The organism is Blautia sp. NSJ-140 (assembly GCF_022868965.1).
Classification (GTDB): domain Bacteria; phylum Bacillota; class Clostridia; order Lachnospirales; family Lachnospiraceae; genus Blautia_A.
The window spans coordinates 35,701-55,395 of the sequence record NZ_JALIFS010000008.1 but is presented as its reverse complement, the minus strand read 5'-3'; the positions used below and the strand labels follow the sequence as shown (position 1 = coordinate 55,395).

General features: G+C 46.7%; 17 protein-coding genes. 8 read left to right on the top strand and 9 right to left on the bottom strand.

The window, feature by feature from the left end; genetic code table 11:
- Nucleotides 1-47: 47 nt before the first annotated feature.
- The 4 genes from MUB50_RS10580 to MUB50_RS10565 form a co-directional block, all read right to left on the bottom strand.
- Nucleotides 48-284, bottom strand: coding sequence for a DUF3343 domain-containing protein (locus tag MUB50_RS10580; protein WP_118514906.1), 237 nt, complete (start codon nt 282-284; stop codon nt 48-50).
- 99 nt (nt 285-383) lie between these two features.
- Nucleotides 384-1,469 (bottom strand): aspartate-semialdehyde dehydrogenase, encoded by a 1,086-nt coding sequence (gene asd, locus MUB50_RS10575; protein ID WP_015525720.1) that lies wholly within the window; start codon nt 1,467-1,469, stop codon nt 384-386.
- A gap of 93 nt (nt 1,470-1,562) precedes the next feature.
- Nucleotides 1,563-2,942, bottom strand: coding sequence for an argininosuccinate lyase (gene argH, locus MUB50_RS10570; protein WP_118514908.1), 1,380 nt, complete (start codon nt 2,940-2,942; stop codon nt 1,563-1,565).
- Nucleotides 2,943-3,093: 151 nt separating this feature from the next.
- Nucleotides 3,094-3,759: an epoxyqueuosine reductase QueH gene (locus tag MUB50_RS10565; protein ID WP_138276366.1), complete on the bottom strand. Its 666-nt coding sequence runs from the start codon at nt 3,757-3,759 to the stop codon at nt 3,094-3,096.
- A 129-nt stretch (nt 3,760-3,888) separates the two neighbouring features.
- Here MUB50_RS10565 and MUB50_RS10560 point away from each other — a divergent pair, with 129 nt between their 5' ends.
- Together MUB50_RS10560 and MUB50_RS10555 are read left to right on the top strand one after the other, a co-directional pair.
- Nucleotides 3,889-4,656, top strand: coding sequence for an ABC transporter ATP-binding protein (locus MUB50_RS10560; protein ID WP_092069257.1), 768 nt, complete (start codon nt 3,889-3,891; stop codon nt 4,654-4,656).
- Nucleotides 4,649-5,443, top strand: a complete 795-nt coding sequence (locus tag MUB50_RS10555; RefSeq protein WP_138277658.1) for an ABC transporter permease — start codon at nt 4,649-4,651, stop codon at nt 5,441-5,443. Before MUB50_RS10560 ends, MUB50_RS10555 begins: the two co-directional genes overlap by 8 nt.
- A gap of 29 nt (nt 5,444-5,472) precedes the next feature.
- On the opposite strand, the gene MUB50_RS10550 is transcribed toward MUB50_RS10555, so the two are convergent.
- Complete coding sequence (locus MUB50_RS10550) at nt 5,473-7,899, bottom strand: putative bifunctional diguanylate cyclase/phosphodiesterase (RefSeq protein WP_244790928.1); 2,427 nt, start codon at nt 7,897-7,899, stop codon at nt 5,473-5,475.
- 166 nt (nt 7,900-8,065) lie between these two features.
- Nucleotides 8,066-8,866 carry a DUF3786 domain-containing protein gene (locus MUB50_RS10545; RefSeq protein ID WP_227752292.1) on the bottom strand — a complete coding sequence of 267 codons (801 nt, stop codon included), beginning with the start codon at nt 8,864-8,866 and terminating at the stop codon, nt 8,066-8,068.
- Nucleotides 8,867-9,072: 206 nt separating this feature from the next.
- Here MUB50_RS10545 and MUB50_RS10540 point away from each other — a divergent pair, with 206 nt between their 5' ends.
- Both MUB50_RS10540 and glgD read left to right on the top strand, forming a co-directional pair.
- Nucleotides 9,073-10,212 carry a glucose-1-phosphate adenylyltransferase gene (locus tag MUB50_RS10540; protein ID WP_059086314.1) on the top strand — a complete coding sequence of 380 codons (1,140 nt, stop codon included), beginning with the start codon at nt 9,073-9,075 and terminating at the stop codon, nt 10,210-10,212.
- 1 nt (nt 10,213) lies between these two features.
- On the top strand, nt 10,214-11,335 hold the full coding sequence (gene glgD / locus MUB50_RS10535; protein ID WP_118514924.1) for a glucose-1-phosphate adenylyltransferase subunit GlgD: 1,122 nt from the start codon (nt 10,214-10,216) through the stop codon (nt 11,333-11,335).
- Between the two features lie 86 nt (nt 11,336-11,421).
- Here the strand turns inward: glgD and MUB50_RS10530 are convergent, their stop codons facing one another.
- Nucleotides 11,422-12,132 (bottom strand): hypothetical protein, encoded by a 711-nt coding sequence (locus MUB50_RS10530; protein WP_118514926.1) that lies wholly within the window; start codon nt 12,130-12,132, stop codon nt 11,422-11,424.
- A 170-nt stretch (nt 12,133-12,302) separates the two neighbouring features.
- A complete protein-coding gene (locus MUB50_RS10525) occupies nt 12,303-13,301 on the bottom strand; it encodes an acyltransferase (RefSeq protein WP_118514928.1) in 999 nt (332 codons plus the stop codon).
- 234 nt (nt 13,302-13,535) lie between these two features.
- On the opposite strand from MUB50_RS10525, the gene MUB50_RS10520 reads away from it, so the two are divergent.
- The 4 genes from MUB50_RS10520 to rfbD all read left to right on the top strand — a co-directional run bounded on the left by MUB50_RS10520 (nt 13,536) and on the right by rfbD (nt 17,800).
- Complete coding sequence (locus MUB50_RS10520) at nt 13,536-14,717, top strand: MerR family transcriptional regulator (RefSeq protein ID WP_244790926.1); 1,182 nt, start codon at nt 13,536-13,538, stop codon at nt 14,715-14,717.
- Nucleotides 14,718-14,846: 129 nt separating this feature from the next.
- Nucleotides 14,847-15,743, top strand: a complete 897-nt coding sequence (gene rfbA / locus MUB50_RS10515; RefSeq protein ID WP_244790924.1) for a glucose-1-phosphate thymidylyltransferase RfbA — start codon at nt 14,847-14,849, stop codon at nt 15,741-15,743.
- A gap of 93 nt (nt 15,744-15,836) precedes the next feature.
- Complete coding sequence (rfbB, locus tag MUB50_RS10510; protein ID WP_015525710.1) at nt 15,837-16,871, top strand: dTDP-glucose 4,6-dehydratase; 1,035 nt, start codon at nt 15,837-15,839, stop codon at nt 16,869-16,871.
- The gene (gene rfbD / locus MUB50_RS10505; RefSeq protein ID WP_092069245.1) at nt 16,868-17,800 is read left to right on the top strand and encodes a dTDP-4-dehydrorhamnose reductase; all 933 of its coding nucleotides are present in this window, start codon (nt 16,868-16,870) and stop codon (nt 17,798-17,800) included. The genes rfbB and rfbD overlap by 4 nt, the downstream gene beginning before the upstream one ends.
- A 123-nt stretch (nt 17,801-17,923) precedes the next feature.
- Here rfbD and MUB50_RS10500 read toward each other — a convergent pair whose 3' ends face one another.
- Entirely contained in the window at nt 17,924-19,546 is a 1,623-nt protein-coding gene (locus MUB50_RS10500) for an LCP family glycopolymer transferase (protein WP_244790922.1), read from the bottom strand.
- Nucleotides 19,547-19,695 lie beyond the last annotated feature (149 nt).

Here is a 19,695-nt window from a genome sequence, read left to right as displayed (position 1 = left end):
ATTTTCAAAAATTTCTGTTTTGTTACATACAACAAACAATATCCTTTTTATACCAGAACACGGTAGATGCCATCCCAGGCCAGTTCCTTTTTTTTCAGGAATTTTTCTGTTTCCTCCTCTGATTGCTCCACGCATTTCCATGCCAGTCCGCACTGGGCACTGATCTCTGAAGGGATCGGGATCAGTCTTCCTGAAAATTCAGATTCTCTGGCCGTTTTTTCCATTTTCATGGCAGCCGTGGTTGTGGAAAATGTCACAACTGTAGTAATTACTTTTCTTCGCATATCTCCTTTGTTCCTTCCACACACGCAAAAACAGGACACCGGAAAAACCGATATCCCGTTTCTGATGATTTTCTTTATTTCCTGTAAAGGATCCAGTTCTTATTTAGCCTGGATATATCCTTTCGCTTTCAGAGTTTCTGCACAGAGAACTGCTCCGCCTGCGGCACCTCTTACTGTGTTATGGGAAAGTCCGATGAACTTGTAATCATAAACAGTATCCTCACGAAGACGTCCTACAGATACTCCCATTCCATTCTCATAGTTCACATCCATCTGTACCTGCGGACGGTTGTCTTCCTCAAGATACTGGATGAACTGCTTCGGAGCGCTTGGAAGCTCAAGCTCCTGCGGAAGTCCCTTAAACTCAACCAGCTTCTGGATCAGCTGCTCTTTGGTAGGTTTCTTGCGGAATTTAACGAATACAGCTGCTGTATGTCCGTTGAGGACCGGAACACGTACACACTGGCATGTGATGACAGGTGTGGTAGCCGGAACGATCACGCCGTCCTCGATCTTGCCCCAGAGTCTTAATGGCTCCTTCTCACTCTTCTCTTCCTCACCACCGATGTAAGGAATGATGTTGTGCTCCATCTCCGGCCAGTCCTTGAATGTTTTTCCTGCTCCGGAAATAGCCTGGTATGTAGTGGCAACTACTTCATACGGCTCGAACTCTTTCCATGCGGTAAGTACCGGAGCGTAGCTCTGGATAGAGCAGTTCGGTTTAACAGCTACGAAGCCGCGTTTTGTTCCGAGACGTTTCTTCTGGAATTCGATAACCTCGAAGTGCTCCGGATTGATTTCCGGAACTACCATCGGAACGTCCGGTGTCCAGCGGTGTGCGCTGTTGTTGGACACAACCGGTGTCTCTGTCTTTGCATATTCTTCCTCGATCGCCTTGATCTCATCCTTAGTCATATCAACTGCTGAAAATACAAAGTCAACAGTAGCTGCAACCTTCTCAACCTCGTGGATATCCATAACAACCAGCTTCTTTACTGCTTCCGGCATCGGAGTATCCATTTTCCATCTGCCGCCTACAGCCTCCTCGTAGGTCTTACCTGCGCTTCTCGGACTTGCAGCTACAGTAACCACCTCAAACCACGGGTGATTCTCCAGAAGAGAAATGAATCTCTGACCAACCATTCCAGTTGCACCTAAAATACCGACTTTAAGCTTTTCACTCATAATAAAACTCTCCTCATCTCGTGTCCCTCTATGGCACACATTTGTCTTTTCTGTAAATACTATACCAATTTTTCCGAAAATGCAAGCATTATCTTAATTTTTTTCAAGATATTCTTTATTCTGAGCGATCACCTGCTCCATCACGTCCGGTCCCGGCGCTCCCAAAGTCACACGTTTTTCCACGCAGGTCTTCATACTGATGGCCTCATAAATATCCTCCTCAAACACAGGACTGATTTCTTTGTACTCGGAAAGCGGAAGCTCATCCAGAGAGATTCCCTTATCCAGACAGAGAAGGACCAGTCTTCCGACGATGCCGTGAGCATCACGGAACGGTACACCGTGGTTAACCAGATAGTCTGCTGCGTCTGTGGCGTTTGTAAAGCCTCTTTTTGCACTTGCCTCCATATTGGCTTTGTTGAACTGCATAGTGGAAACCATGCCGGTAAACAGGGCGATACAGCCCTTTACGGTGTCAATGGCATCAAAGGTCAGCTCCTTGTCTTCCTGCATATCTTTGTTGTATGCAAGCGGGATTCCCTTCATGGTTGTAAGAATAGATGTCAGCGCTCCGTAAACACGGCCTGTTTTTCCACGGACAAGCTCTGCGATATCCGGATTCTTCTTCTGCGGCATGATACTGCTGCCTGTGCTGTATGCGTCATCGATCTCAACGAAACGGTACTCATTGGAATTCCACAGAATGATCTCTTCTGAAAAGCGGCTCAGATGCATCATGATCGTAGAGAATGCACTGAGAAGCTCAATGACATAATCTCTGTCAGATACGGAATCCATACTGTTTCTGGTTGGTGCATCAAAGCCGAGAAGCTCTGCAGTATAGGCACGATCCAGCGGATAAGTGGTTCCTGCCAGTGCTCCGGCTCCAAGAGGACAGGTGTTCATTCTCTTACGGATATCAAAAAGTCTGTCACGGTCTCTCCGGAACATCTCAAAATATGCGCCTACATGGTGTGCCAGAGTTACCGGCTGTGCCTTCTGAAGGTGAGTAAATCCCGGCATGTAGGTGTGAACATTCTCTTCCATGATCTTCTGCAGGGCAAGAAGAAGGTCCTTCAGTTCCTTATCTGTCTCATCGATCTCGTCGCGGACATAAAGCTTCATATCCAGAGCTACCTGGTCATTACGGCTTCTCCCTGTATGAAGCTTCTTTCCGGCGTCTCCGATACGATCGATCAGATTCGCCTCCACGAAGCTGTGGATATCCTCATACTCAGCTGTGATCTCCAGCTTTCCTGCTTCCACGTCTGCAAGGATACCGTCCAGTCCTTCTGTGATCTGCTTCTTTTCTTCCTCTGTCAGGATCCCCTGCTTTGCAAGCATGGCAACATGTGCCTTGCTTCCGCGGATATCCTGTCTGTAAAATTTCTGATCAAAGGAAATGGATGCGTTAAAATTGTAAACCAGCTTGTCCGTTTCTTTTGTGAAACGGCCTCCCCATAACTGTGCCATATTAATTCTTCCTCACTTTTCTTTTTTGCGGCAGAACTATCTTATCCGGACATATATGAGATCCGTCTCCCGGACGTCTGCACTTTTCTGTGTTAGTGTAACATATTTTTATAAAAATGCAAAGTTTTTCATAATTATACGTTTGCTGCCTTCAGCCGTTGTTACTGTTCACTCTGTTCTCAGTAACCAGCCGTTCTCTGTCCATGGCTTCTTTCTTTGAAAATACACAGCCGCAGTAATTCTGCCGGTACAGAGCATGCTCATGAGACAGCTCAATAGAACGCTTGTAGCCATTCTTTTTCTTGAAATCTGAAGTCAGATGTGGCACTTTATAGATTTCCGCCAGTTCCTCACCGATCTCATTAATCTTCTGTGCATTTTTCAGAGGACTGATACTTAAGGTTGTGGTGAAATAATCATATCCTCCCTCCTTCGCCAGTTTTGCCGCCTCTTCCATCCGCAGGCGGTAACACCGAAAGCACCTCTCTCCTCCTTCCGGAACATCTTCCAGGCCTTTTGCCATCTCATAAAATTCCTTCGGGTCATACCGGCCCTCCATAAGAGTTACCGGATGGACAAATTCCATCTCCCCGATCAGGCGGCGGATCTCAGCCACACGGTGTGAATATTCCTCCTCCGGTGCGATATTGGGATTATAAAAAAATATCGTGATCTCAAAATACTGTGACAGGTATTCCATCACATAGCTGCTGCATGGCGCACAGCAGGCATGCAGAAAAAGTCTGGGAGTTTTCCCCTCTTTCCGGTTTCTTTCAATCAGTTTATCCAGTTCTTTCTGGTAATTTCTCTTGTTCAATGTTTGTAATTCCTTTCTCTATGACTGTTTTCAGGCAGACATCGGAGTATACATCCCTGCCATTGGCCTTCTCCCGTTTCAGACATATGATAATATTATACCATTATCTACGAAAAGGAGGCAACATCCATGAATCCTGTCCTGAAAGTGCGGGACGTGTGTCTCTCCTATCACACCTTGTCCGGTGAGACACCCGCCCTTTCTCATATATCCTTTGACCTGATGCCCGGTGAATTCCTGTCCATTGTAGGACCTTCCGGATGCGGAAAATCCACTCTTCTGAATCTCATTGCCGGCCTGCTCACTCCGGAGCACGGTTCCATTACTCTGGGAGGCCGGCCGGTATCCTCCGGCAGTGCCGCTGTAGGATATATGCTCCAGAAGGATCATCTTCTGGAATGGCGAAGCATCTACAAAAATATCCTTCTCGGCCTGGAGATCCGGAAAGAGCTCACACCCGAAAAGCTGGCACATGCAGAAGCCCTTCTTCAGACCTACGGTCTGGACCGTTTCCGCGATGCCCGCCCTTCCCAGCTTTCCGGCGGAATGCGCCAGCGTGCTGCACTGATCCGGACCCTTGTGCTGGAACCGGAACTCCTTCTTTTGGATGAACCTTTTTCTGCACTGGACTACCAGACCCGCTTAAATGTCAGTGATGATATCGGAAAAATTCTCAAAAGCTCCGGCAAGCCTGCGATCCTGGTCACTCACGATATCTCAGAGGCCATCAGCATGGCCGACCGGGTACTGATCCTTTCTGCACGTCCTGCCACTGTACGAAAGATCATTGATATCGATCTGGATATCAGCGACCGCACTCCCCTCTCCTCCAGAAATGCTCCGGATTTCAAGAAATATTTTAACATCATATGGAAGGAGCTCAATGAAAATGCCTGAAATTTCCAGACAACAGAAACAATATCTTGCACAGCAAAAAAAAGAAAAACACATCATCCTTACTGCACGGATACTTCTTTTTGTCCTGTTTATGGGACTTTGGGAAATATCCTCTGATCTTGGATGGATCGATTCCTTTATCTTCAGCAGTCCTTCCCTGATCGCAGAGACCTTTCTTTCCATGTGCAGGGATCAGTCCCTGTTTACACATATTGCCGTGACACTGGCAGAAACTCTTATCAGTTTCTTTTTTGTTGTGATCCTGGGTGTAGGAACCGCAGTACTTCTCTGGTGCTCCCGACGGATCGCACGGATCCTGGAGCCATGTCTGGTGGTACTGAACAGTCTCCCGAAATCTGCACTGGCCCCTCTTCTGATCGTATGGCTTGGTGCCAACGAACGTACCATTGTGGTCGCCGGCATGTCTGTAGCCATCTTCGGCTCCGTTATCAATCTGTACTCAGGCTTCTGCCAGGCAGATCCGGAAAAGCTGAAGCTGATCGAAACTCTGGGGGGACACAAAAAGGAAAAGCTTCTGAAGATCGTCCTGCCCTCCTCCGTTCCTCTTATCCTGAGTGTGATGAAGGTCAACATCGGGCTTTGCCTGGTGGGCGTGATCATCGGAGAATTTATCGGTGCCCGAAAAGGCCTGGGATACCTGATCATTTACGGAAGCCAGACATTCAGGCTTACATGGGTCCTGATGTCCATTGTGATCCTCTGCATCATTGCCATGCTGCTGTATTTTGCACTTTATCTTATTGAAAAGCAGGTCCGAAAGCATTAGCTGTAAAAAGGGCGTGTAAAAATGATCTCTCATTTTTTACACGCCCCTTTTGCTCTTATAACCTCTGTTTCAAAGTTTTCCCACGGCAAAGGCCGTGCATAATAAAAGCCCTGGATCCCATCGCAGTGCAGGCTTCGCAGGATCTCCACCTGTTTTGCTTTCTCCACGCCCTCGGCAAGAACCTTCATTCCCAGGCTGTGTGCCAGCGAAATGGTATGACGGACCACCTGCTGCCCACGAAAATTTTCTATGTAATCGATCAGACTTTTATCCAGCTTCAGAGTATCGAACGGCAGCTGGGTCAGGCTTGTCATAGATGAATAGCCGGAGCCAAAATCATCCATATGCAGCTTGAATCCTGCATCCACCATCTTCTCTATGATCTTGCTGATCTGATCATTATACAACGCAGCAGTTTCTGTCAATTCAATGGGAACAGAAGAAAACGGAATGCCATTTTCTTCCACGATCTTCACATAACGACAGATCATATTATCGTAATGGATACTGGCACGTGACAGATTCACCGAAATCGGAAGTATCTTTTTCCCTAATCTTATACGTTCCCCCTGAATGCTGCATACTTTTCGGAAAACATATTCATCAAGGCGTACGATCAGACCGTCCTTCTCAAAAAGAGGGATAAATTCTCCCGGCGAAACTATAGTCCCTTCCGCTCTCTTCCAGTGCACCAGTGCCTCCGCCCCAACGATCTCTTCTGTCTCCACACTGTATTTCGGCTGCAGGTAGACTACGAATTCTTCATTGCGTATAGCCTCCTCGAAAGCATTCTCTATCTGTCCGTTACGGATATGTCTCCGTCTCATCTCATCATCATAAAAAGCGATCTGGTGCTCATAATCATCCCGGATACTCTTCATGGCCAGAAAAGCTCTGTCACAGATCAGGGTAAAAGGCAGTGTCTTATCCACATTCTCATAGACCCCATAGTTGACCACCAGATTAGGAATCGGCGCTCCGCTCTCGACCCTGTGGATAAATTTCTCCATATCTGCCATACGTATCTCTTTCTTTCCATATATGATGGCTACAAACTGGTCTCCTCCATATCTGCCCACCGTCCCGTAGCGAACCTGATTTCTGTACGTATCTCCCAGATAGGTAAGAACCTGATCTCCGGTCTTCTCTCCATAGGTTCCGTTGATCCATTTAAAGTTCTTTATATCTGCCACCACCACATGAAAATACTGATTCGTATTAAAGCGCATCAGCGTCTTTGCATGATGGAAAAAGGCCTGTCTGGTATAAAGCCCTGTAAGATCATCATATTCCAGAGCTGAGAGGACCATCACGGACTCTCTCAGCTTGATCACATTGTTGATCTTACTTTTTAATATGCGGACATTATACGGTTTCCGTACAAAATCCACTGCTCCCAGTTCCAGACATCGCACCTCATCCTCCAACCGGTTACTTCCGGTTATGATGATCACAGGTACAGAGGTCAGCATCACATCATCACGGATCAACTCCAGAAACTGAAATTCATCACATACCGGCACACTCATATCAAGAAGAATTGCAGAAAGGGTTCTGTAATTCTCAGACAGACACTTCATCCCCTCTGCTTCATTCATCGCAGTGATAACCTCAAAACTGCCCTCCAGATGTTCTGTAAGCGCTTTCCGATCCGTTTCGTCATTCGCTACGATAAGGAGTTTTCTTCCGGATGCTGTTCCTCCTGGTTCCAGTATGGCCTCCATCTCACTGTACCGTACATCCATATCCTCATTGGCAAAAGCAAACACCACGGCCTGAAAATCCTCAGCCGTTCCTACTCTGGCACATTTCACATAGAAATATTCAATCCTCCCGTTGCTTCGGCGTACACGATAATGTACCATCAACTGGGGAATCCTGGTAAGGCGTTGGCATATCTTCTCAAAATCCATCATCTGATGCATCCGGATCCTGTCCTCCGCCGCAACACTGCTCTCAATATAAATATCCATGATCTTCTCATAGGATTCATCCCTGCGAAGTCCCTCTTCCACATAAGCTCCGCCCTGCCCCTGGAAGCGGTACACCTGGACCTTATGAGTTTCTCTGTCAACAGAGTAGATATTGACAAAATTTTTTCCGAGGACATTAATGATCCCCATAAGAAGTGGATTCTCCATCATTCCGCTGCTGATCTCAGCATTAGTCTCTGTATCCGAAAAAACAAGGGCATGTCCTGTCCCGCCGGATTCCAGCGGAATCTCCACAGCATCAACCACACGCAGGATATTCCGTCCCGGTTCCAGATAGTTCTTCGGACCTTTGATCCCGTTAATGATCGGACAGACCTCACAGGGAGTTTCTCTGTTTCTCAGACAGCGATAGCATTTCTCGCCACTTCTCAGCTGCGGATAGAGCTCACGTGCTGCCTGATTATAGCTGATAATCTTATAATCCTCATCTATGACATACATTCCTGATGTATTTTTCCCCACAATCATCACCTCCGGATTCGTAAATTTCTCATAGATCCTTCGTGACAGTTACTGTCTCAAAATCCGCAAATATGCCTTCATTGTATACGATTTTTCTGATAATCGCAATTATCTTTCGTAATTATTTATTTTTATTTTTCATATTGGTTTTATTATATTTCGGTTATCAGCGCATCTGAAAAGATTTCCCCCTGAGAGGGACTCCGGCAAGCTCCGCAAGCCTTTTGATCCCGGAATCTGCTATGGATACCGCACTCTCCACATGATTGAAATCTGTGGCACTGTAATCAAACAGGATATTTCCCTGAGCTTCAAACTCCTCGTCCCGCTCCCAGAAGAAGAATCTCATAGGCATACAGTCAAAGGCCCTGATCTCATATCCCACATCACCCTGGGGCAGTTCCCTTCCGTCAAGCTTGTGAAACGCTTCCCTCAGTTCCTTTTCATGACCGGAAAATGTAGCACCGAACACATCCGTCTCTCCGATCTGATACGCCGGCGCAAATGGTCTTGCATTCCTGAGATCAGCAAAAGGGACCCACTTATCCATAATAAAAGCCCCCTCTTTCGCATACCCCAGAAGTGTATAAATATTCAGCATCTCCGTAGTATCCGGTTCTCTCTGTCCATCCAGGCTCCGGATACTGCCGTCTTCCAGACTCACCCCATATTTTCTTCCGAAATGAATGATCGTGAGAAACCCGTTTTCTTCCTTCAGTTCCGGCACCCGTTTATGCAGATCTGCCTGGTCCATCTTCAAAAAGCGTTGTGCCCACTCTTCACATAGTTTTACATAGTTGGACATTCTTTCTTCTTTCATCCTGTCTTCTCCTGTCTGATATCGATATTCTTCCTCCGCTGTATTCCGGACTTTTTTTACAGAATACACTGCTTTCACATTTTCCGCAAGAATCTTCGCCGATGTATCCGAAATCCGGATATTTCCAATGTTACTTTTTTTCAGCATCCCGGAACCTTCTTAAACGTTTCTTTTTTCGACAGATCCTCCGGCAATTTTTCCAAATTCGTCTAATTTTTTAACATAAAAATAACGTTTTTTTGCACAAAAAACTGGATTTTCTTTTTTAAAAGGTGTATAATATTAACAAAGTTTATTGTTTTTATGGTTAAAGACACCTGGCAGTAAACAAGAAATGAAAGTGAGGATTCGCCATGAAACAAAACAGTATGTTAGCAATGATCCTGGCCGGTGGAAGAGGAAGTCGTCTTCACGAATTGACGAATAAAGTTGCCAAGCCAGCCGTTGGTTATGGTGGTAAATACCGTATCGTGGATTTTCCGCTCAGTAACTGTGCCAACAGCGGCATTGATGTCGTAGGTGTACTGACACAGTATGAATCAGTTTTACTGAACAGCTATGTAGCAGCCGGTGGCCGCTGGGGCCTTGATGCCAAGGACAGCGGAGTTTATGTACTTCCTCCACGTGAGAAGGCTGATGCCGGTCTGGATGTATACCGTGGAACAGCTGATGCGATCTCTCAGAATATTGATTTCATCGACTCACAGAACCCGGAATACCTTCTGATCCTTTCCGGTGACCATATCTATAAGATGAATTATGCAAAGATGCTTGATGACCATATCCAGCATAAGGCAGATGCGACTATTGCAGTTATCGAGGTTCCCATGAAGGAAGCCAGTCGTTTCGGTATCATGAACACCGGTGAAGATGACCGCATCGTGGAATTTGAAGAGAAACCGGAACACCCGAAGAGCAATCTTGCCTCCATGGGTATCTACATATTTAACTGGAAGCTTCTGCGCAAGCTCCTGCTGGCAGATATCAAGAATCCGGATTCCAACCACGATTTCGGTAAAGACATCATCCCTACACTCCTTGCACAGGACAAAGCACTCTACGCCTACAAGTTCAAAGGCTACTGGAAGGATGTAGGAACCATCGATTCCCTCTGGGAAGCAAACATGGATCTTCTCAGTCCAAACAGTGAACTGGATCTTAACGATCCTACCTGGAAAATCTACACTGAGGATGCTACCTCTCTTCCACAGTATATCTGTGATACCGCTGTGATCAACACTGCTTTCATTACTCAGGGCTGTGTTGTAGAAGGTGAGATCACCAACTCCGTACTTTTCACAGGCGTCAAGGTCGGTCCTGGTGCCAAGATCATCGACAGTGTCCTGATGCCGGGTGTTGTTGTTGAAGCAGGTGCCGTTGTCCAGCGTGCTCTCGTTGCAGACGGAGTCGTGATCGGTACCAATGCTCGTGTCGGTTCCAAGGACAGTGAGCACATCGAACTTGTATCAAAACGTGTAAAGGGGGCTGAGTAATATGTTTAAAGCATTTGGAATCGTGAATTCCTCAGAAAGAAATATCCATGTGGAGGGGCTTCAGGACTACCGTGCGATCGGCGCCTTTTCATTTCTCGGAAGATATCGTGTCATCGACTTCCCGATCTCAAATATGACCAACAGCGGAATTGAGTACATTCAGGTCTATGTAAAGAACAAACCCCGTTCTCTTGTAGAACATCTCGGAACCGGACGTCACTACAACATCAACTCCAAGAGCGGTAATCTCCAACTCCTCTTTTCAGAGCATTTCGGAGTCAACGATATCTATAACACCGATATCGACAACTACTACTCCAATCTGGAGTGCATCGAAGCAGTTCATTATCCGTATGTTGTTATCGCTCCGAATTACATGATCTACACCACCGACTATTCCAAGCTGATCGATGCCCATATCGAATCCGGTGCAGATGTGACCATGCTTTATCATTCCGTTGATAATGCCAAGGAGAACTATCTGAACTGCCACATCCTGAACCTGAACCGTCAGAAGGGTGTTCTCTCCATTGAGCACAACCACGGCAATGCAAAGAACCGCAACATTTTCATGGATACCTACGTAATGAGCAAGGAGCTTTTCATCAGCCTCATCCATAAGGCAAAAGAGATTTCCTCTCTTTATACCCTTGCAGACGTGATCAATGCCGGCTGCAGAGACGGTGAGCTGGATGTGCGTGGTATATCTCATCGCGGATATTTTGCATCGATCACTGATTTCAAGAGCTATCACGATGCAAATATGGATCTGATCGACTACAAAACTGCAACCGATCTTTTCCATGATAACTGGCCGATCTATACACGCACCAATAACTCCTGCCCGACCCATTATTTTGACACAGCTAATGTTTCCAACTCCGTTATCTCCAACGGCTCCATGATCGAGGGAACTGTAGAGAATTCCATTGTCGGACGTGGCTGTACCATCAAAAAGGGCGCTGTTATCAAGAACTGTGTAGTTCTTGCAGACTGCACCATCGGTGAGAATGTCCATATCGAAAATCTGGTCGTAGACAAGCATGCCAAGATCACACATGCCAAGGAGATCATCCGTCCTGCGGATGAGCCTGGCTACATCAAACGTAACGATACACTGTAATATTCATATATAATAAGGCCTCCGGTTCCTGTGTTACGAACCGGAGGCCTTATTTATCTCTGTACTCAGCTAAGCATATGGATTCATCATTTCAGAACAGACTGGATCCATTTCAACGCATTCTCTTTATTCTTCACATTACCCGGAAGGCAGATGCACACCGGATCATATCTCAGGCCAAATTCCTCTGCAACACTACTGCTGCCGTCAAGCTCCAGATGCTGATCATCCACAGCGCCCAGAGACTCAAACACCTCATCTCCAAACGTTTCCCTGAGATTTGCATACATTCCGCTATCTTTCTCATGTTCATAGAGTTCCTTCGGCATGATCAGGACATCAACGGTAGCACTCTGGATTTCCGTCACATATGCGATCCTGGCATAGTAATCAAAATCCTCTCCTGTCTCGTCCGTCATCAGATTCTGCGCCACACTGACTTCTGCATATTTATCCTCTGTTCCCAGTGTCTTCAAAACATCCTCTTCCACCTTCTCAGAGTCATAATTCCCTGCATTCACCACCGCAATGGAAAGCACCGTCTTCATCTGTGCGTGACGATAAATATTCACTCCCAGACAGACTCCGCCAATGGCAAGAAGCACGCACAGCATATGTATCTTATAATACATCCAGATATACTGAATCTTCTTACCTGTTCCCATTCCCTTCAGTTTCTCTCTTTCGATCCGGCGGCGTTCCTTCTTCGTCAGATCAGTTTCGTTGGGCATCTCCGGATTCAGTACACTCTCATCGTGTCCGTCACTGCCGGCCTCCGCTCTGTTTTGTAAATCCATAAAAATCTCCTTTTTCTTTCATGTCTCAGTATTTCTTACCCTGAAGCGGGATATTCCAGTCGCTTTCCCCTCATCCTCCGGGTGGGTGCTGTGACTTATCAATAAAGGATATTTTAGCATATTTTGGTACAAAATCACAGCGCATAAATATGAAAATACCATAAACTCTTCTATTTCCGGCAGATCTTCATTCCATATCCATACATTACCGCCACAGCAGTCACAAGAACACAGACCATCACCGGTCTCATCCACAGATATAAAAGATTTTTCTCAATTCCAGCTGCCACAGCCACATCCTTCAGGATATCAGCCACGCAGAGATGGAACAGATAAATAAAAAACGCATATTTCTGACCGATGGCTGCCGGAAGCTCGGGCACTTTCCGATTCTTTCCCATGATCGCAATGAGAAAAAGACCAACAGCCATAAATACTGACCCCAGAAACAATTCCAGTTTGCCAAAATACCGGTATTCCAGCAGACTTGCGATCCCGCCGCCAGCTACCATGCCATACAAAAGAAGCACTTTTTTTCCGGCAAACCAGGCTTCCAGCTTTTCCTGATGTCTGTGTATCAGATGTCCCAACATAAAAAACGGAAATCCGGTAAACAGATAGTTTCGAAACTGCATAACACGGAAATGCTTTTCCGGGAACAGGAAGATTGAAAATTCCTCCATTCCGAAATGGATCAGAAGAAGCACCGGTATCAGAACATATGCCTGCTTACAGAGCCGAAATCTTGCTGCCAGGGCAAAAAGAAGATAACAATAGAGCAGTGCCGGGAGAAACCACAGATGCCATTTCACCTGAGAACTGTTATTATATAGAAGAAACTGACGGATATGTTCCCCCGAAACCAGGGCTTCCAGCCATTCCTTCTGGCTTGCTCCGTCGATGTGGTTCTGGATCAGCTCCCACAGACAGCAGACCGGAAATGCCACAAGCATCAGCCTCAGAACATGCCGGATCTTTTTTCCGGTTCTTATAAATTCCGTATCATCGCCACGGAAACAAAAATATCCGGATACCATAAAAAACACAGGTACTGCAAATCTGGCAAGTACATTGGCTATAATTCCGGCATTTCCCGGAAAATGGACATGAAGAAGCACAACTGCATAAGCACAGATCGCCTTTACCATATCCAGAGTACGGTTTCGCATAAAAATTACTCCTTTTTTTATCGAACGCTTATCCCGGAAATATGATTCCGGGGTTTCCTTTTTTTCGAAACGATATACTAGCAAACCAGCAGAATTTTGTCAATGCTGTTTTTCTCCTGTGCGGTTTACTCTTATACGTTTTTCTCTTGTACGGCTTCCGGATCTGAATTATAATTCTTTTATGACTTCTATTGCAGGATGTTTATTATTTCCTCAGAAAGGATTTTATTTTTTATGAAAAAAGACGGCTACTATTCTTCCGGCGAATTTGCACGCATGGCACATGTAACTCTGCGTACTGTCCGCTATTATGATAAACAGGATATCCTGAAACCCTCTCTCGTCACCGAATCCGGCGCACGTTTTTATACAGACGAGGATTTTGCAAGGCTTCAGCAGATCCTCCTTCTGAAATACCTGGGCTTTTCCCTGGATGACATCCGTGAAATGACCATCGGTGATTCCGATTATCATTTCATGCTGAATTCTCTGAATATCCAGCTTCGTCTGGTCCGTGACCGGATCGAACAAATGCAGCTGGTGGAAAAAGCGATCCAGGATACCGCACAGGTGATAAATGAACAGCACACCATTGACTGGAGCCAGATGCTGAACCTGATCCACCTGACCGGCATGGAAAAAAGCCTCAAGAATCAGTATCAGAATGCTACCAACATTTCCTCCAGGATCAACCTCCACAGCCTGTACTCCCAGAACAAACAGGGATGGTTTCCCTGGATATTTGAGCAATGCCGGATCTCACCCGGTCTTCGTATTCTGGAGCTGGGCTGCGGTGACGGAACGTTATGGACTGACAATCTTTCCCTTCTTCCGGAGGATATCTCCATCACACTTTCCGATATTTCCAGCGGTATGCTCCGCGATGCCAGACGAGCCATCGGTTCCTCGGATACCCGGTTTGCGTTCCGGGCCTTTGACTGCAGAAAAATCCCCTGCAAGGACGAAAGCTTTGATCTGGTGATCGCCAATCACGTGCTTTTTTACTGCGATGATATTCCCTCTGTCCTGAGAGAAGTTCGCCGCGTCCTCGCTCCCGGCGGAAGATTTCTCTGCAGTGCTTACGGAAAGGCACATATGCAGGAGGTCAGCCAGCTGGTGCAGGATTTTGATGAACGGATCGTGCTTTCCGCAGACCGGCTTTATGAGCGGTTCGGACGTGAAAACGGCCAGAGTATCCTGGCGCCTTTTTTCCCAAAGGCTCAGTGGCTTTCTTATGAAGACTGCCTTCTGGTCCAGGATGCGGAGCCGCTGATCTCCTACGTCCTCTCCTGCCACGGCAACCAGAATCAGTATATCCTGAACCGTTACAAGGAATTCCGGTCCTACACCGCCAGAAAAACTGCCAAAGGATTCCGCATTACCAAGGATGCCGGCGTATTTCTTTGTGAAAAATAGCCAAAAATAAAAAATATGAAAAAAGCTCTTGAAGGTGACCTTGCGTCACCTTTTATAATACAGTTACAGTAACAAAGTTATGTGCAGGCACGACTTATGCTGCACATCATCACGCAAAGGAGAAAACATATGAAAGGAATTATTTTAGCCGGAGGCTCCGGAACACGTCTTTACCCGCTTACCATGGTGACCTCCAAACAGCTTCTGCCGATCTTTGACAAACCGATGATCTACTATCCTATGTCTGTTCTTATGAACGCAGGCATCCGTGATATCCTGATCATCTCCACACCACAGGATACCCCGAGATTCGAGGAGCTTCTCGGTAACGGCCATCAGTTCGGTGTCAACCTTACTTACGCTGTACAGCCAAGCCCGGACGGACTTGCCCAGGCATTTATCATCGGCGAGGAATTCATCGGCAACGACACCGTATGTATGGTCCTTGGCGACAACATTTTCGCAGGACATGGCCTCAAAAAGCGCCTGAAAGCTGCTGTAGACAACGCAGAAACAGGCAAAGGTGCCACTGTTTTCGGATACTATGTAGATGATCCGGAGCGTTTCGGCATCGTGGAATTCGACCAGAACGGAAAAGCTGTTTCCATCGAAGAGAAACCGGAAAAGCCAAAGAGCAACTACTGTGTAACCGGTCTCTACTTCTACGACAACAAGGTCGTAGAGTATGCAAAAAATCTGAAGCCAAGCGCAAGAGGCGAGCTTGAGATCACAGACCTGAACCGTATCTACCTTGAGAAAGGACAGCTGAACGTTGAGCTTCTGGGCCAGGGCTTCACATGGCTGGATACCGGTACACACGAAAGCCTTGTAGAGGCAACCAACTTCGTAAAAACCATGGAGCAGCATCAGCACCGCAAGATCGCATGCCTTGAGGAGATTGCTTACTTAAACGGCTGGATCACAAAGGATGACGTGCTCAAGGTTTATGAGATCCTTAAGAAAAACCAGTATGGCCAGTATCTCAAGGATGTTCTGGACGGAAAATATCTGGACGCACTTCACTAAGCCGATCTGTTTTTCCGACACTGAATTTACCGGCGGACTCCATTTCGACGGAATCCGCATAAGATCAATCATTTATTATAAAGGAGATTTTTTATGACAATCATCGTTACCGGCGGCGCCGGATTTATCGGAAGCAACTTTATTTTTCATATGATGGAGGCTCATCCGGATTACCGTATCGTATGCCTGGACTGCCTGACCTATGCCGGAAACCTTTCCACTCTTGCACCGGTCATGGACAAGCCGAACTTCCGCTTTGTAAAGGAAAGCATCACAGACCGTGACGCTGTTTACAAGCTTTTCGAGGAGGAGCATCCGGACATCGTGGTAAACTTCGCAGCTGAGAGCCACGTAGACCGTTCCATCGAAAACCCGGAGGTATTCCTTGACACCAACATCAAGGGTACTGCTGTTCTCATGGATGCCTGCCGTAAATACGGAATCCAGCGTTATCATCAGGTTTCCACAGACGAAGTTTACGGAGATCTTCCTCTTGACAGACCGGACCTCTTCTTCACAGAGGAAACTCCGATCCATACAAGCAGCCCGTACAGCTCCTCCAAAGCAGGTGCTGACCTTCTTGTTCTCGCATACCATAGAACCTACGGCCTGCCTGTGACCATCAGCCGCTGCTCCAACAACTACGGCCCGTATCACTTCCCGGAAAAGCTGATCCCGCTGATGATCGCCAACGCTCTGAACGACAAACCACTCCCGGTTTACGGAAAGGGCGAAAATGTCCGCGACTGGCTCTATGTTGAGGATCACTGCCGTGCCATCGACCTGATCATCCACAAAGGACGTGTAGGCGAGGTTTACAATGTAGGCGGACATAACGAGATGAAAAACATCGATATCGTAAAACTGATCTGCAAGGAGCTTGGCAAACCGGAAAGCCTGATCACACATGTAGCAGACCGTAAAGGCCATGACATGCGCTACGCTATCGACCCGACCAAGATCCACAATGAGCTTGGATGGCTTCCTGAAACAAAATTCGCAGACGGAATCAAAAAGACCATCAAATGGTACCTTGACAACAAGGAATGGTGGGAAACCATCATCTCCGGTGAGTATCAGAACTACTACGAAAAAATGTATGGAAACCGCGAGGAGGTTAAAGCATGAGATTTTTCGTAACAGGTGTTGGCGGCCAGCTTGGCCATGACGTAATGAATGAACTGTCCGGCCGTGGACATGAAGGCGTAGGAAGTGACATTGCTCCTTCCTACAGCGGCATCGCTGATGGTACTCCTGTTACCACCATGCCTTATGTGCAGCTTGATATCACAGATAAAGAAGCGGTAGCAAAAACCATCCGTGAGGTAAAGCCTGATGCAGTAGTACACTGTGCCGCATGGACAGCCGTAGATGCTGCAGAGGACGAGGAAAACCGTGAGAAGGTACGTCTTGTCAATGTTGTAGGAACACAGAACATTGCGGACATCTGCAAGGAGCTTGGCATCAAGATGATGTATATTTCCACAGACTACGTTTTTGACGGCCAGGGAACCACACCATGGGATCCGGACTGCAAGGACTACGCTCCACAGAACGTATACGGTCAGACCAAGCTTGACGGTGAACTGGCAGTATCCGGCACTGTAGATAAATTCTTTATCGTACGTATTGCATGGGTATTCGGTAAAAACGGCAAGAACTTTATCCGTACCATGGTAAATCTGGGAAAAACCCATGACAAGCTTACCGTGGTCAGTGACCAGATCGGAACTCCGACCTACACCTACGACCTTGCCCGTCTTCTGGTAGACATGGTCGAGACAGAGAAATACGGCTACTATCACGCAACCAACGAAGGCGGCTTCATCAGCTGGTATGATTTCACTAAAGAGATCTTCCGCCAGGCTGCTGCCCTCGGCCACAAGGAATACGAAAAAGTAGAGGTATCTCCTGTCACAACTGCAGAGTACGGCGTTTCCAAGGCTGTACGTCCATTCAACAGCCGCCTGGATAAATCCAAGCTTGTAAAAAACGGCTTCCAGCCACTTCCAACATGGCAGGATGCCCTGGAAAGATATCTGAAAGAGATCCTGTAAAAAAAATCCATCGGCGATTGCCGGTGGATTTTTTTCGTTCTGTTTCTCATGAAAAAACAGCCGGTGGAAAGCTTTACGCTTCCCCGGCTGTTCTTATGCTAAAATTTTAATAAATTTATCTTACTACTGTGCAACAGTTCCGTCTGCTGCCTGGGCATCTGCTGTGCCATTCTGTGTGGCATCTGCAGTCTCACCCTGCGCTTCTGCTGTACTTCCCTCTGCAGCTGCCTGTGCATCATTATCCGTAGCTGCTGCCACTGATGTTGCACTGTCTGCCTCCTCCTGGGAAACAGTCTCTCCGTCACGAACCTTCTTCATCATGGCCTCCGCCTTCTGAACGGTAGACTCATCCGGGATCATAACGTAAGCCTTCTGGCTCATGGAGTACGGCTTCTGTGTGTCACCGGTACCATTTACACTGTAGCTTACGATGTTCCAGTCACCGCCATTGTTCAGCTGCTGCTGGAGCAGTCTGGCGATCTCCTCATAGGAGATATTGGTCTCAAAGCATCCCTGGATGCTGGAAAGGACAGAAGAATAATTCTTCAGAAGCTCCGGTGAAAGAGCCTTGTTGATCACACCCTTGATCACTGCCATCTGGTTCTTGCCACGCTGACGGTCGCCCTCTTTAAAGGCATAACGCTCACGGCTGAATACCAGAGCCTGCTCACCGTTCAGGTAGTTCTCTCCCTGATTGAAGTGATATCCTGTCTCATTCTTGGAATCAAAGTCATAGTCAGAATAAACGGTAACTCCGCCAAGCGCATCGATCAGCTGCTCAAATCCCGCAAAGTTGATACGGAAATAATAGTTGATATCCTCATTGTAAAGCATTCCCAGAGTATCCATACATACATTGATACCATAAATACCTGCATGTGTCAGCTTATCTCTCTGTCCGCCTGAAATAGAAAGCGGTACAAAATAATCACGAGGTGTAGAAACCAGAAGCACCTGTCTGGTAGCTGTATTTACCGTAGCAATGATATTGGAATCGCTTCGGCTCTTTGCAACAAGGCCGCTGCGGCTGTCGATACCACTGATAAAAATGGTATATACAGAACCGTCATTGGTATTCTCTTCAGCCTTCGCCTCTGTCTCCTGCGGCTCAATGGTTGTCTCCACCTTCTTCACAGTCAGCTCTCTGATCCTGGAAGAAATATCGGAATACCCATCCATCTCTTCAATAACACTTAAATATGCGCTGTTCAGCACGATCGCACCTGTCTGTCCGTTCAGAAGACCGTCAACCAGCTCTGTAAGTCCTGCAAACTCCTGGACCTGCACGGTCTTACCTGTCTCGGAATCCACCTCCTGGATAGCCTTGTCCGAATTGGCTCTGTCAAGATCTGTCAGCACACCATACATATAATCTGCTGTAGCCTCTATGGAATCTGCAGAATCATCTGCACGGACATAAATGCCGACCTCCGTAACCTCTGTGTTCACACCGGAAATCCCTGCCAGTGTGGAATGTGTCTTATAAACATACATACTTCCGAGAATGAATACTGCTGCAAAAACTGCTGCCAGGATCACTCCCACTACAAATCTTATCTTACCATCCGTACTCCATACAAGCGCTCCGACGATCACGATCAGGACCAGCATTACCAGTCCGATCACTGCAATGAACTTCGTCGGGATCACCTTCATATTCAGAAGCATGACCGCAAATACGATCGCTGTGATCAGAACCACAAGCGTCACGATCAGCCCTGGGATATGTTTTCCCATTTTTCTCATATGCAATCCTCCATTTTTGATGGTACAGAGAATATTACATATGGACACTCTCTGTACAGATTCAAATATCCTAATCATTTTACGCTTTTTTACTGATAAAAGCAAGAAATATCGTAAATCGCCAAATGCAAAAACAGTTCCGTGATATC